13 protein-coding genes and 1 pseudogene are annotated in these 13,509 nt (G+C 67.5%); 8 read left to right on the forward strand and 6 right to left on the reverse strand.

Annotated features, from left to right (window positions below; genetic code table 11):
- Positions 1-232, forward strand: a pseudogene (locus ON19_RS31375) (esterase family protein); the annotation flags it as partial.
- A gap of 259 nt (positions 233-491) precedes the next feature.
- Entirely contained in the window at positions 492-833 is a 342-nt protein-coding gene (locus ON19_RS31380) for a DUF2218 domain-containing protein (protein WP_051169476.1), read from the forward strand.
- A gap of 131 nt (positions 834-964) precedes the next feature.
- On the opposite strand, the gene ON19_RS31385 is transcribed toward ON19_RS31380, so the two are convergent.
- The 3 genes from ON19_RS31385 to ON19_RS31395 all read right to left on the reverse strand — a co-directional run bounded on the left by ON19_RS31385 (position 965) and on the right by ON19_RS31395 (position 3,807).
- On the reverse strand, positions 965-2,008 hold the full coding sequence (locus ON19_RS31385; RefSeq protein WP_255218431.1) for an LLM class flavin-dependent oxidoreductase: 1,044 nt from the start codon (positions 2,006-2,008) through the stop codon (positions 965-967).
- A 33-nt stretch (positions 2,009-2,041) separates the two neighbouring features.
- The gene (locus tag ON19_RS31390; RefSeq protein ID WP_043701073.1) at positions 2,042-2,863 is read right to left on the reverse strand and encodes a DUF1684 domain-containing protein; all 822 of its coding nucleotides are present in this window, start codon (positions 2,861-2,863) and stop codon (positions 2,042-2,044) included.
- Between the two features lie 452 nt (positions 2,864-3,315).
- A complete protein-coding gene (locus ON19_RS31395) occupies positions 3,316-3,807 on the reverse strand; it encodes an anti-sigma factor antagonist (RefSeq protein ID WP_157229915.1) in 492 nt (163 codons plus the stop codon).
- 128 nt (positions 3,808-3,935) lie between these two features.
- On the opposite strand from ON19_RS31395, the gene ON19_RS31400 reads away from it, so the two are divergent.
- Together ON19_RS31400 and ON19_RS31405 are read left to right on the forward strand one after the other, a co-directional pair.
- Positions 3,936-4,541: a TetR/AcrR family transcriptional regulator gene (locus ON19_RS31400; RefSeq protein ID WP_051169479.1), complete on the forward strand. Its 606-nt coding sequence runs from the start codon at positions 3,936-3,938 to the stop codon at positions 4,539-4,541.
- A gap of 199 nt (positions 4,542-4,740) precedes the next feature.
- On the forward strand, positions 4,741-5,418 hold the full coding sequence (locus ON19_RS31405; RefSeq protein ID WP_157229916.1) for a hypothetical protein: 678 nt from the start codon (positions 4,741-4,743) through the stop codon (positions 5,416-5,418).
- Positions 5,419-5,550: 132 nt separating this feature from the next.
- On the opposite strand, the gene ON19_RS31410 is transcribed toward ON19_RS31405, so the two are convergent.
- Positions 5,551-7,005, reverse strand: coding sequence for a serine/threonine-protein kinase (locus ON19_RS31410; RefSeq protein WP_051169480.1), 1,455 nt, complete (start codon positions 7,003-7,005; stop codon positions 5,551-5,553).
- 95 nt (positions 7,006-7,100) lie between these two features.
- Complete coding sequence (locus tag ON19_RS31415) at positions 7,101-7,502, reverse strand: hypothetical protein (RefSeq protein ID WP_043701078.1); 402 nt, start codon at positions 7,500-7,502, stop codon at positions 7,101-7,103.
- Between the two features lie 158 nt (positions 7,503-7,660).
- Between ON19_RS31415 and ON19_RS31420 the strand changes: the two genes are divergently transcribed.
- The 3 genes from ON19_RS31420 to ON19_RS31430 all read left to right on the forward strand — a co-directional run bounded on the left by ON19_RS31420 (position 7,661) and on the right by ON19_RS31430 (position 12,083).
- Entirely contained in the window at positions 7,661-8,140 is a 480-nt protein-coding gene (locus ON19_RS31420; protein WP_043701079.1) for a Het-E N-terminal domain-containing protein, read from the forward strand.
- Positions 8,141-8,208: 68 nt separating this feature from the next.
- Positions 8,209-11,154, forward strand: a complete 2,946-nt coding sequence (locus ON19_RS39330; RefSeq protein WP_051169481.1) for a tetratricopeptide repeat protein — start codon at positions 8,209-8,211, stop codon at positions 11,152-11,154.
- Positions 11,155-11,345: 191 nt separating this feature from the next.
- A complete protein-coding gene (locus ON19_RS31430) occupies positions 11,346-12,083 on the forward strand; it encodes an IPT/TIG domain-containing protein (RefSeq protein ID WP_083899742.1) in 738 nt (245 codons plus the stop codon).
- 332 nt (positions 12,084-12,415) lie between these two features.
- Here ON19_RS31430 and ON19_RS31435 read toward each other — a convergent pair whose 3' ends face one another.
- Positions 12,416-13,072, reverse strand: a complete 657-nt coding sequence (locus tag ON19_RS31435; protein WP_051169483.1) for a TetR/AcrR family transcriptional regulator — start codon at positions 13,070-13,072, stop codon at positions 12,416-12,418.
- A gap of 151 nt (positions 13,073-13,223) precedes the next feature.
- Here ON19_RS31435 and ON19_RS44120 point away from each other — a divergent pair, with 151 nt between their 5' ends.
- On the forward strand, positions 13,224-13,358 hold the full coding sequence (locus ON19_RS44120) for a hypothetical protein (RefSeq protein WP_255218432.1): 135 nt from the start codon (positions 13,224-13,226) through the stop codon (positions 13,356-13,358).
- The last annotated feature ends 151 nt before the right edge of the window (positions 13,359-13,509 follow it).

The raw sequence follows: 13,509 nt of genomic DNA on the forward strand, positions 1-13,509 counted from the left end.
CGCCGGTATCGAACACAGCCCCGGCAAATTGATCGATCAACTCCTCATCGGCGGCGCACTGGAGACTTTCGCCGACCGCTGTACCCGTCAGCTGCGCGAAAGATTCGATCAACTCGCAATTCCCGCCACCTTCGAGCTGCGTGCCACCGGCACCCATAGTTGGTCCTACTGGCGCGAGGACCTGCACAACTCCTGGCCGGTATTCGCGGCCGCGCTCGCCGCGAAACCCTGACGCGGGATCGCCCGTGCCCAGCCCCGCACGGCATCGTGCCGGTAACCGGCCTGCGCGATCGTCGGGATGTCGGCTGCCGAACTTCGCCGTGTGAACGACGTGCGATGTGGTAACCCCAGCTCGACACAGCTGCTGCTCCAGCTCGCGCTCGCCGGAGCCGGGTCCGTGATCGTCCGACACGAAGGCTGGTGCTCGTCATGATGGTGCATTCACTCGACGCCCACGTCGTCTCGGGCATCGAATTCTCGTCTCGGGTCGCATGGTGACCGCCGTCGGCTCCTCCCACTCGGTGGTTCGCACCGATCGGCCGGAACGTTATGGCAAGCAATTGGTGGCGCACCTGGGACGGCGCAACGGCGGTGAGTGGTCGGCGGAGAACTCTTCCGGCTGGATCGACCTCGACACCGGCCGCGCGACGGTCACCGCACGCCCCGGCGAGTTGTCCCTGCGCATCGAGGCCGCCGCCGAGGACCTGCCGCAGCTCGAGGACGTGCTCGCCAGACACTTGGTGCGCTTCGGCGAGCGCGACGGGTTGAGCGTCACCTGGCAGCGCGATCCGTCCACGCCGGATTCGGTCGGTGACCGCCGACCGGAGGGGTGAGTCCACCACGACCGCGCGGAAAGCCGATGACCGGCTGCGACATCGCCGTCGGAGCGCCCGCACGGGTCATCCGTGCCCTCGGGCCCGATGAGAATCGGTAACGCCGACCCCGTCGGCACCCGGTGGCCGGATCACGCCGACGCGGCCACCTCACCGCTGTCGTACTCGATTCCGGGCTGATCCGCCGTGGGCCGATGGCCAAGGGCCGGCGCGATCAACTCCACGGTGTCGTGCAGGATCTGCTCGTAATCGGCGCGACGGAACTCGTACGGCAGTTCCAGTCGCAACTCCGACGTCCGCGCGAGCACCGGATCGGCCCGCAGCCGGTCGACGATCTCCTCGGCGGTGCCGACCAGATCCGGGGCGAACAGGACGCGCCGCTCCCCCTGCGGTGCGAGGGTCCGCTCGTGCCGACCGGCCGCGTACTGCCGGTACCGCGCACGGGTCGCACGGTCGGCACTGTCGAACGGGACGATCACCCGCCCCACCGCGACCCGGGCGGGCCGGGCCGGATCCACCGATCGGCGATACTCGTCGATCAAGGTCAGCTGGGTCGTGCCGAAATCGTCGCTGTGGTCACCGAAGACGATGTTCCCGGTCAGCAGGTTCAGCCCGTTCTCGCCTGCCCAGCGGACCGAGCGGGTACTGCCGCCGCCGTACCAGAGCCGGTCGATCAAGCCCGGATTGTGCGGCTGCAACCGAGGCCGTTGCGTGTTGCCCGGGGAGCGGATCACCGTGTCGGCAGCACCGAGGTAGTCGCCGCGCAGGTTTTCGATCAACCGGGCGATCCGTCCGTAGGACAGATCGTAGGTGCGCCAGTCCCCGTCGAAGACCAGGTGCCCGATCAGCTCGGCATGCGGCGGGGTTCCCGCGCTGAACCCGGCCTGTAACCGTCCTCGCGACAGCACATCGGCCAGCGACAGGTCCTCGGCCAGCCGGAACGGGCTCTCGTAACCGATGGGAATCACGGCCGTGCCCAACTCGATCCGGCTGGTGCGCTGCCCGGCGGCGGCCAGGAACACCGCCGCCGATCCTACGCCGTGCTCGAGATGCCGCTGCCTGATCCACGCACCGTGGAAACCGAGGCGCTCGCCGTACTCGAACAGCTGCAGCGTGTCCTCGAGCCCCGCGTAGGGGTCGTCGTCGGGGTAGTTGCCCGGAGTCAGGAAGGACAACGTCCTGATCCGAGGTGTGGGGTCGCTCATCGTTCAGCGGCGCTCGAACGGGATCTTCTCACCGGCTTCGATCGCGACCGGGAGGCGGTTCTCCGTCGGCGGCAACGGGCAGGTCGCCAGGTCGGTATAGGCGCAGGGCAGATTCGCGGCTCGGTTGAAGTCCAGCCGCACCGTCCCGTCGCCGGCCGGCGGCGCCAGGTGCAGGACGCGGTTGGCGGCGTAGGTGGTGACCCCGGAGGTCTCGTCGGTGAACAGTACCGTCAGGCTGCCGGGATCTTTGCCGTCGAACGCGGTCAGGCGCAGCGGCCTGCCCTCCAGCTCGAACTCGATCTGCCCGGGTGCGTCGTAGACGTGTTCGAGCCCTTCGACGGCGGCGCCGACGGTGGTCGGCCGCGGCTGCGCGAAGGGCACATACCGGCCGGCGACCACCCACCGCGGATGCGGCGCATAGGCGGGTGTGCCCTGGAACGCCGTGCGCAGCGAGTTGCCCGGGTGCCGTGGCCGAACGATGTCGTGCCCACCCCGCTTGGCGACCTCGATCACCGCGTCGCCCCACACGGCATCGACATCACCGCGTTCGGGGATGATTCCGAACACGTACCGGCCACGCACCGCCGTCCCCTCGATCACCAATTCGTCACCGTCGTCGAGAACCACGGTGACACCCTCGGCGTCGGCCGACCAGGAGCCGGGGGCGTCCGGAAATCGCTGCGGTGTCTCGGTGAGCCAGTGCAGGTTGGTGATGGCCAGGAACCCGTGCGGGGCGGCCAAGCGCGCCTCCTGCCCTCGGTGCCAGTCCTGCCAGTCCGCGATGAAGGCGTCGGTCGGGGTCGGGGCGGCGGCCTGCGCTGTCATGTGGTGCTCCTCGTCTGAAGCTCTGTCTGTCCTGGGTTCGGCACTGCCCGCGACGCCGGAAATCGGCGTGCAGCGGCTTTGCTCAGGACGACGACGTACAGAGGTGATACCGGATTCAACCGAATACGCCCGCCGACGAACAGGATTGCGATCAGCTCGAACGCAATACTCCACCCGGCGACGTCCGGCGCCGTTGCACTCGTGCCCCGCCGATCAGCCCGGTACCAGTTCCGTGCGACGGCCGAGAGCGTTTCCAGTGCTGCTCCCACTGCCGGGTTCCCCTGCCCGACCTCGTCGGAGGGCTCGCGGGGACGGTGAAATGACAAAATGCCTTGGCCGGGAGGACTTTTCGAGGCATACACGAAAGCGCGGCCCGGCCGGTGCGTCCCGGCTCCGCGACCGCGCGACTTCCCGTTGGCGACGCGGCAGGGCGCATCACCAACGGGGCCGACCTATGCAGACGGGTCGTCTCCGTGTCGCATCGGCGCGACGGCATTACACCGCCCCGCGATGTGCGAACGCCCGCTCGGCGCAGACTCCGCCAATGCGTCCTCGACACAGGAGTGGACGGGCAGCAGGGCGTCCAGTTCGAGAGCGGTCACCACGCGGCCCACGACCGACCGGCTGCCGACCACGCTCAACCGAATACCGCGACGCCGGCATCTCTCGGATTCCTCCGCCAGGACCAGCAACGAGCGGCACGCCATGAAGAAAACACCGCTGGTGTCGATCACGAGAGGAGCCCCTGTCGAGGCCGCCGCGACGGCCTCCGACAACAGCCGACGCCACGTCGGCAACGTGTAGGCGTCGACTTCGCCATGGGCATGGACCACGAACGCGCCACCGCGACGTTCGATGGTCGCGCTCAGTCGGAGACGAGCGTCTTCCGGCTCATCGGCCGGTGGTGGGCGGGAGGCGGCGAGACCGTGCACTGCTGTGCTCATATGGGCACTCGATTCGTTTCGCGCCTGAGGCGCTCGACAGTCGGGCCCACCCTGCGTCCTCAAGACAGACCTGTCTTTCTTTCCTAACATAGACAGGTCTGTCTGTACAGCGTTATCGTCATGGGGAGATGGAGAACCCCAACCTTCCGCGGACCGCGCCCGCCGCCCTATCCGCTCGCGAGCGGATACTGAACACGGCCTACACGTTGTTCACCCGCCGCGGCATCCGAGCGGTGGGTACCGAGGAGGTGATCGCGGTGTCCGGCGTCGCCAAAGCGACGCTGTACCGGCATTTCCCGTCCAAGGACGATCTCGTGCTCGCCGTGCTCCAGCGCCGCGAGCAGCTGTGGACACTCGGCCTGGTCGAGACCCAATCGCGCCTGCGCGGCGACACCCCGGAAGGTCGACTGCTGGCGATCTTCGACGTCTTCCACGACTGGTTCCAGAAACGTGAGGACTTCGACGGCTGCTCGTTCATCAACGTGCTGCTCGAACTCGGCGCCGGGCATCCGGCCGGGCAGGCGAGCATCGGATACCTCGACAATATCCGGACCATCGTCCGCGGCCGGGCCGAGGTGGCCGGGCTGCGCGACCCCGACGATTTCGCCCGCTCCTGGCACATCCTGATGAAGGGCTCGATCATCTCCGCCGCCGAAGGCGACCTCCAGGCCGCGCAGCGCGCCAAGCTCATGGCCCGAGCGCTGATCGAAGAGCACCGACCGGTCGAGCCATAGCGCAGCGGGCGCCTCCGACCGGAAGGCCCGACCGGCTTCAGCTCGCTTGGTCGGCGGCGGTCACCAGGGCAGCACGCCGTACTCGTCGTCTCCGGCGCGGCTCGCCCGGTCGACGACACCCCGGGCCACCTATCTACACTGAGAGCCCCCTGCAACCGGGTCTGTGCCTTGTCCGAAACGAACCTCGACGGAGAAGCTTATGTCCGGCCGACGAAATCATCCGCGGCAGAGCAGAGTTGGTCGCACCGATGCCGTGCCTGCGGTCCGCTACCCGTCCCGGTCCACCATCGAAGCCCTGCTTCCCGCCATGATCGCGCGCCGCAGCAGCGCCCCGGCCATCGACCCGGATCTCGTGCACGTCTGGGGTTTCACGGGTACCGGCGAGAACGACGCCGCAAGTGCGGCAGGCTTCGCGGCGTTCTCGCCCGGCGACAGCGTTGTGACCGCGGGCTCTCCGATCCTGGATATCGCCGGGCGAATGATGACCGGAATGGGCGGAAGGCTATGGGGATTCGGGCTGGCTCACCGTGCCGCCGCGGATGCCGTCGCCCGCGGGATCGACGGCGACTCGGCCGAGGCGATTACGACGCCGCCCTCCGGGTCGCCCGGACCCTCCTCCGCCGAAGAAGTCTGGGCCGCGACCATTTTCGACGCCCGCGGAAGAGAGTTCACCCAGTTGCGCTACGTGCACCTGGCCGAGCTCGAGCCGATCACCTTCGACGGCGACACACTGGACCAGCGCAGCACCATCCACGACTGGATCGACCGCGTGGAGGCCGGAGTCATCTCGGCACACGTATGGGCCGCCGCTCTGGCCTTGGACGCAGACCGTAACCGAGCGGTCCTCGGCGAACTCGAGCACCGGCTGCTGGGATGATCCGGACTACCGGTCGCTTCGAGAGCATCCGCCGGTGATCACTTCCCACCGACGGATGCTCTCGATCGCGACAACTGAAAATTCGGTGACGCCCCGCCACAGCGCCCACGGTGCGTCATCCGCATACCAGGCTCATCTCCGGGTCCTGGAACGTCGGTAGGCGAGCCAGCGGCCGGTCGAAGGGCAAAGAGCGCACGACAAGCCCGTGAAGGCGAAAATCAGTATGGTGCCGAAGAACACCGTGTCTCCGCGGGTGCTTCCGCCCAGGCTTGCTCCAATGGCGATCAAAGCGAGCAGCGTGATGATCCCGGTGCCGAGGGCCACCGCGACGCGACCGGCGCGCTTGCGCGCGAAGAGTGCGACGGAGCCGCCGATCAGCAGCAGCGACATCGCGGAACTGATCGACATCGGGACGAGAAGTTCGAGCAGGAGAGAGCGTGTCGTCCGGCCGGGGCCGATACCGCGCCGCGTGGCCAGCTCGATGACGCCTTGGACGACGATCACGGCCGACAGCAGACCGAAAGCGAACGAGACGACGGCGCCCGTCCTGGCGAGGGCGCCGGAGGGCCGGCGCGGATCGTCCACTGGAGCCGCAGGCTGCGAAGCGAGTCCGGACATGGCGCGCCGGGCCGGGTCCGAAGGCTGGTTCAGCACGGTCGGTGCCGGACGAGGCCACGGGTCGACCGCCGTAACCGAGTAGGCAGGGTGCTGATCCACGACGGTCCGGGCCGGAACGGATCGCGGGAAGGGAGCGTCGCCCCGGAGGGCCGCTGCGGCGGCTGCCGCGAAGTCGCCGCAGCTGGCGAATCGTTCGTCCCGGTGCTTGGCCATCGCCCGTGCGATCACGGCGTCGAGTGGCTGTGGCAGTTCCGGCCGGGTATCGCTGAGCCGCGGCACCGGCTTGGTGAGGTGACTTGCGACGATCTGACCCGGATTGGTCGATGGGAACGGCGGTTGCCCCGCCAGAAGGGTGAAAAGGGTGCAGCCGAGCGAATATTGGTCGGCACGGTGATCGACCGGCCCACCGGAGAGCTGTTCGGGTGACGCGTAGGCGAGCGTCGCGGTGAACGTTCCGGTCGCGGTCAGCTTGGTGTCCGCGTCGAGCAGCCGCGCGATACCGAAATCCGTGAGCACGGCTCGGGTCTCCCTGCCCGCTTCCGGCTCCGCGATCAGGATGTTCGCCGGCTTGATGTCGCGATGCAGCACACCTTTGCTGTGCGCGTAGTCGAGCGCATGCGCGGTATCCGAGACGATGCGCAAGACACTTTCGGACCGCGTGGTGTGCGGATCCAGCCGGGACGCGTCCGTTCCGCGAATGTACTGCATGGAAATCCATAGGTGCCCGTCCTGCGTGCCGCGGTCATACACGCCGACGATGCCCGGATGTTCCAAGCGCGCAACAACATTTGCTTCCTGCTCGAAGCGCCGCCGAAGCTCCTCGTCCTCCGACACCGCACGATTTAGCAGCTTCAGCGCGACCAGTCGCGGCAGGCGTGGGTGCCGAGCCAGATAGACGGTACCCATGCCACCATGCCCGAGCACGCCCTCGATCACGTAGCCGGCGAACGACTCGTGCTGCCTCAACACCCAGGTCCCCCTTCTCGACCGCACCCACCCGGACCGAGGGCAGCATAACGCCGCTGCCGGACCCGATACCGCCCGGAGCCCGCGGCAACTACGTCTCAGAGCTGCTTGAGGACCGCGCCCTGTTCATCGAGAATCGCGATGGAGGGCGTGCCGTCCATCGCCACCAAGGCGCCGTCACCGGCGGCGATGATGCCGCCCTTCTCGTCGCCGTTCTCGTCGTTGAAGATCAGATAGGAGGCGTCCGGGCCTTGTCGCGTCTCCGGCGGATACGTTCTGCCGCCGAGGATGATCGGTGGCTTCTTCGTGTCGAACAGAAACCGCTGCTGCCCGCGGCGATCGACTATCTTGAACGCACCTTCCGCGATCGATTCGTCCTCGTCGGCTTCGCTGATCTCTACGGCAGCCACCCCGATCCCCGCGCCGGCGACCGCCGCCGCTGAGCCCAGGATGAGCGAACGACGACTGCTCGAGCCGGTCTGCGCTCCACTTTCTCCCATCGCTCGATCATATTGCCGTACTTTCGGTTTCGGGCGGGGCGCGACAGCCGCGTGCCCGCTCGTGGTCCTGCCACCGAACGGTCCCGGGGATGGGTCGCTTGCCAGGACCGGGCACACTTGATCTACTCGTCCGCGTCGCCACAGAGGGGGAGATTCGAATGGACCCGGTCACCATTGTCGCCACCGCGGTCGCCATCGGTGCCGCCGCCGGACTCACCGATACCGCCAAGCAATCCGTGTCCGACGCCTATGGGGCGTTGAAGGGCCTGCTCACACGCCGTTATCGGGATGTGGATTTGGCGCAGGTCGAGGCTGCCCCGGACTCCGCCGCCGAACGGGAATCCCTCGCGGGTGCGCTGGATGCGCACGGCGCCGCTGCGGACGGCGAATTACTAGCCGCCGCAAGGGAACTCATCGAGGAGGCAGTGCAGGCGGACGTGGGCGCCGCCGGGGTCGACCTGGAGATGGTGGAGGCCGCCGCGCTGCGGATCAGCCGCGTCACCTCGACGGGCGCGGGCGTGCGGGTGCACGGCGGACGGTTCAGCGGTGATATCCACATCGAGGACATCGATGCCGGGGCCGGTGACACGTCACACCCCGGCCCGGCGCGGCGGCATCCACCGATGCCCCCGCGCTGACCACGAACCTCGTCACACAACTTTCCGACGTTCACGCCCGCGACATCTATTTCACCGCAGGCGTTCGCGTGTCGTCGCCGGCGACGAGCGTGGTGGTCGTGGGCCGTATTCCCCGGGAGCCACCGCAATTCGTCGTCCGCGCCGAGCTGGCGCGCCTGCACCGAGCACTGGAGCGACCAGCGGCGGCCGTCGTCATCACCGGACTGCGCGGCGTGGGCAAAACCCACCTCGCGGCCGCTCACGCGCGCTCGCTGTTCGATTCCGGCCACGGTCTGGTGGGCTGGGTCAATGCCGAAACGCCGGACAGCACCCTATCCGGACTTGCCGATATAGCGGAACGGCTGGGCATCGCCGACCGCGACGGCGACTCGGCGGTATCGGCCCGGCGGTTGCGCGATCACCTGTCCGGTGGCACCGTTCCGGCGCTCTTGGTGTTCGACAATGCCGGCGATGCCGACCATCTCCGGGACCTGCTGCCGACCGGTGACCGCACGCGCATTCTGATCACCAGCGTCGACCGCTCCTTCGCGACTCTCGGCGAGGCAGTCGACGTCACCTGTTTCACTCGCCCGGAATCGGTGCGCTACCTCGCCGAGTCGACGGGCCTCGGTACCGACGACGGTGCCGATCAGGTCGCCGAGGATCTGGGCGACCTGCCGCTCGCCCTGTCCGCCGCGGCGGCGACGATGACCGGTCGACGCCTCGGCTACGCGCAGTACCGGCAGCTGCTGCACGACAGCCCGCTGCCGGCGGCATTGCGGCGCAGTGCGGGCCACGACTACCCGCGGTCGGTGGTCCAGGCGATCTCGTTGTGCGTCGACACCACCGAGGCCGTCACCGACGATTACGAGCTCGCCCTCGACGTCGCCTGGCTACTGGGTGCGATGGCCATGCTCTCACCCGGTGGCGTGCACAGATCCTTGTTCGCCACCAGCCCCAGGCGAATCGACGAGGCGCTGGAACGATGTGTGACTGGTTCACTGCTGTCCTGGTCGACTTCGGGCGAGGCACTGATCATGCACCGGCTGGTGAGCCGTGTTCTGCGCGAACGCGGTCGAAACGCGCCGCGGATCGGCATGTTCCGGCGCGCGGCCGCGGCGTTGCGTGGCCAGGGGCCCGCTACGCGGTCCACGGTCGAACTCGTCCGGTCCGCGCTCTCCGTCATCCTGCGCAATATCTTCCCGCCGTCGCAGGCGTGGGCGCGTAGGCAGGAGGGTGCTCATCTCGTCGATCAGATCGACGCGCTGTGGGACACCGGGATGGTGGACCTCAGCACCAGGAAGCACTCGGCGGCGATGCTCGCCGCTCGCAGATGGGCGGTCGAGCAGCTGACCTCGGCCGCCGACACCGCCAGAGCGCTGACCCTCGCGCAGGATGTCGTCATCGCCAGCGAGCAGATCCTCGGATCCGGCCATTCCGATACGTTTTTCGCCCGGAATCTGCTCGCCCGAGCCTATCTGGCCGCCGGCCGGCTGGACGAAGCAACCACCCGGCTCGAGGCGTACCTGACCGACGCCGTGCGGATTCACGGACCGGCCCATCCCGTCACGCTCGTCCTGCGCTTTCAGCTCGCGGACACGCATACCCAGGCAGGGCGTCTGGACAAGTCCACGGCGCTGCACATCGAGAACATCGCGCACAGCAGGCACGTATTCGGTCCGGACGCGCACGAGACCCTCAACTTCCGCAGTGGACTCGCTCAGGTTCACCTGTCGGCCGGTCACCTCGCCGACGCGATCGCCGTCTTCGAGGAGCTCCTGCCCGCCTACCTGCGGGTACTCGGCGCCGATCACGTCGATTCCTTCTTCTGCCTGCACAAGCTCGCCCGCGCCTACGGAGCGGCAGGACGCGTCGAGGAGGCTGTCCCGCTCTTGCGGAAGAACCTCGACGACGCCATGCGGATCTTCGGCAGCGATCATCCGGTCACGCTGGCCTGCCGCAACAACCTCGCCGAGATCTACGACGCCACCGGCCGGGCCGACGAAGCCGTCCGCCTCGGCGAGGCCAACCTCATCGAGCGGCTGCGGGTCCTCGGGCCCGACCACCCGGACACCCTCACGACCCGCCACAACCTCGCCTGCGCCTTACAGACGGCCGGGCGGCTCGCCGACGCCACCACCCTGTTCGAAACGAATCTCGCCGATTTCCACCGGATACTCGGCCCCGACCACCCGATCACTCTGCTCACTCAGGGCGGGCTCGCCATCGCCTACAGCGCGGCCGGACGCCGGGACGAGGCGATCGCCATCCAGGAGGCCGCGCTACGGGATCGCCTCCGGATTTTCGGTCCGGACCATCCGGATACACTGAAGGCGCGCAACAACTTCGCCGATGCTCTGGGAGTGCGGGATCCCCGACGAGCCATTCCCTTGCTGGAGGCGAACGTCGCCGCCAGCGTGCGAGAACTCGGTATCGACCACCCCGACACTCTGTTCTACCGGCACAACCTCGCTGCCGCCTATCACGCGGCAGGCCGCATCGATGACGCCCTCACCAACCTTCAAGCCACGCTGACCGACCGCCTGCGCGTCCTCGGTCCGGACCACCACGCCACCCTCGCCTCTCGCGACAACCTCGCGGCCGCGTACCGGTCGGCCGGTTACCTAGACACGGCCATCGAGTTGTTGGAGGCGAACCTCGCCGCGTACCACCGCGCTCTTCCTGGCCATCCCCGCCTCCGGCACACCCGCAACGCGCTTGCCGACACACTCCGAGCCACAGGCCGATTCGACCGAGCCATTCCGCTGTACGAGGCCGACATCAACCAACAGGAGTTCGGCACCGACGATTCCCTCACCGTGCGTTCGGTCAACGGACTCGCACTCGCCTATCACGCGACAGGCCGGTCCGAGGAGGCCGCCCGGCTCTTCGAAACGGTGTACAACGAGGTCACGCGAGCTCTCGGCAGCGACCATCCACTGGCCGCCGAGGTGCGCGACGCTCTCGCGGCGGCCCGGCAAGCACACCAGGCCGGTCGGCAGCCCGGTGCCGCGAACCCGCGATCGCTGAACTGAACTCGCACTCTGCCCGGAAAATCATTCGGCCGAGGCGGCGCTGCAATCGATCCATCCGTAAAAACGGACGAAAACGGATCGCGATATCCATTGTCCGAGTGATGGTTCGGAGTCCTTAATGGTTACAGCCGGGCAACCAGCAGGTCGAGCACCCCCCGGTCCAGGTAATCAGCAATCAAGGAGGCAATGCCATGCCTACTATCAGTTCTGTATCGCCGACCACGGGCCCGACTTCCGGGGGCAACAGTGTAGTCATTACCGGTACCGGGTTCACCGGTCCGACCACGGTGCGGTTCGGCGGCACCGCAACGACTTTCACACTGGATTCCCCTACGCAGATCACAGCGATCGCCCCACCCGGCAGCGGCACGGTAGACATCACGGTCGCGAACGCGGGCGGGACGAGTAACGGATTTCCCTACACATACGCCGTGCTGCCTCCTGCGGTCGCCTCGATAATTCCCAATTTCGGCCCGGCGACCGGTGGAACTCTGGTTGCGCTGATCGGCACCGGGTTCACCGGTGTCACCTCGGTCAACTTCGGCGCGACCCCTGCCACGTTCTTCATCCCGGTGACCAGCACGCTGATCATCGCGATCACCCCGCCGGGAACGGGCACCGTGCCGGTCACGGTCACCAATTCGGCCGGTACCAGCCCGGGAGTTCCGTTCACGTATGTGTCCGTGCCGACGCTGGTTTCGGTTACACCGAATACCGGGCCGGTGACCGGCGGTACCGCGGTCACCATTACCGGCACCGGGTTCACCGGCGCCACCGGTGTATTTTTCGGGGTGCTTCCGGCAGCTTCGTTCACGGTGAATTCCGATACGCAGATCACCGCGGTCACCCCACTCGGGTTCGGTACTGTGCCGATCACGGTCACGGCTCCGGGCGGAATCACCACCGGCGTTTTCTTCACCTACGCCTGATGGTCCGAACCGCACGAGTCGCAGCCTGAAAAGGTGTACTGCGCAGGGCGGTCGTGAGATTCGCGAATCCGAAGAGGCCGACGCCGTTTCGCGGGCGGCCTCTTCGGCCTGCCCAGCACGTTTTCCAGAAAAGCATGCGGCCTACTGTTACTTGTCAGCATCCGGTGCGGGTCTGCTGTCGAGTCGGTCGGCAACACTTTTTGCTGCGGATGCGACCGGACGCACCGGGGCGGCTTCTGTGGACCTTGCACGCCTCTTCCGATGCCCGAGGGGTGGAGCGTTCTCAGCCCGCCCCCGCCGCGACCGAGAGCTTCAGCGAGGCCGGTAAGAGGTCATTTCGGAGCGGGGATGGTCAGCAGACCGAGGAGCGCTCGGGCTTCCTCGGCGGTCGGCGTAGGCAGGCTGCCGCGACCGTGGATGAACCCGATGCCCAGGTACACCATCGCACCGGCGCGCAGGCGGGCGTCTTCCGGAGCGAAGCCCAGTTCCAGCATCGCTTTCTGCACCGTTTCGAAGATCTGCCGGTCCAAGGCGCGCACCGTCGCAGCCACCTTCTCGTCGCTTCGCGCCCACTCGCGGACGGTGGCTTCGGTGGCCCAGGTGCGTTCGATGAGATTGGCGGCCATATTGGCGATGCGCTCTTCGACGGGCACGGACTCGATTGCTCCGAGCGCACGGATGATCTCACTCTGCCGTGCGCTCCACCGATCGGCCATCGCCTCCATGAGTTGTTCGATGTCATCGAAATGCCAGTAGAAACTGCCTTTGGTGACGCCGAGTTCCTGGCACAACCGGGGAATCTTGACGGCCGGGACCCCTTCGCGGGCGAGCAGCGCCAGAGCCCCGTCGACCCACGCCTCGTAGGACAGACGCGGGGTTCGGCCACGGCCGCGTTGCTGTGCCGCCGCCTTCCGCGAACGCCGTGCCGCCGAACCCGCGGCGCCGACCGTAGCGGGCCGGACGCCGTCGGCGGACCGGTCCGCTGTCATCGGCGCGGCCGTAGGTCGATGGATTCCACCTCTCGATCGTAGGTGAACCCGTCACGGACAAGCTTCAGCGCGGTGACCGGCGCTTCTGCTGCGGCCACTCGAAGAACCTCGATTTCCATTCAAAAAGGTACCGACAACTATACCTGATGGTATGGTCACCGGCGTTGGCGTGCGCGACGAGGCGGCCCGAGAAGGCTTCCTCAACGGCGCCGTGTGCGCCGACGGTGTCGGGCAGATCATCGACCACTCGCGGTCATGGCTGGTCCGGCGCGAGCTGGTGGGCTGAACAGGCCGAGCCGACCCACCCGCACCGCATCGACACAGGAGAAGTCGTTCATGTCAGTGGAAGTCCCGCCCGCAGGCGGCGATGTCGTCGACGAGCTACCAGCGGTGAAGTGCCCGACCGCGTTCCGATACTGGGAAGCACGCCGCACTCC

Origin of the sequence: Nocardia abscessus NBRC 100374 (genome assembly GCF_000308455.1) — a bacterium.
GTDB lineage: Bacteria > Actinomycetota > Actinomycetes > Mycobacteriales > Mycobacteriaceae > Nocardia > Nocardia abscessus.

Coding starts and splice junctions, on each gene's coding strand:
- ON19_RS31380 (WP_051169476.1), top strand. CDS start 492: ATGGTGACCGCCGTCGGCTCCTCCCACTCGGTGGTTCGCACCGATCGG.
- ON19_RS31390 (WP_043701073.1), bottom strand. CDS start 2,863: ATGACAGCGCAGGCCGCCGCCCCGACCCCGACCGACGCCTTCATCGCG.
- ON19_RS31395 (WP_157229915.1), bottom strand. CDS start 3,807: ATGAGCACAGCAGTGCACGGTCTCGCCGCCTCCCGCCCACCACCGGCC.
- ON19_RS31400 (WP_051169479.1), top strand. CDS start 3,936: ATGGAGAACCCCAACCTTCCGCGGACCGCGCCCGCCGCCCTATCCGCT.
- ON19_RS31405 (WP_157229916.1), top strand. CDS start 4,741: ATGTCCGGCCGACGAAATCATCCGCGGCAGAGCAGAGTTGGTCGCACC.
- ON19_RS31415 (WP_043701078.1), bottom strand. CDS start 7,502: ATGGGAGAAAGTGGAGCGCAGACCGGCTCGAGCAGTCGTCGTTCGCTC.
- ON19_RS31420 (WP_043701079.1), top strand. CDS start 7,661: ATGGACCCGGTCACCATTGTCGCCACCGCGGTCGCCATCGGTGCCGCC.
- ON19_RS31430 (WP_083899742.1), top strand. CDS start 11,346: ATGCCTACTATCAGTTCTGTATCGCCGACCACGGGCCCGACTTCCGGG.
- ON19_RS31435 (WP_051169483.1), bottom strand. CDS start 13,072: ATGACAGCGGACCGGTCCGCCGACGGCGTCCGGCCCGCTACGGTCGGC.
- ON19_RS44120 (WP_255218432.1), top strand. CDS start 13,224: ATGGTCACCGGCGTTGGCGTGCGCGACGAGGCGGCCCGAGAAGGCTTC.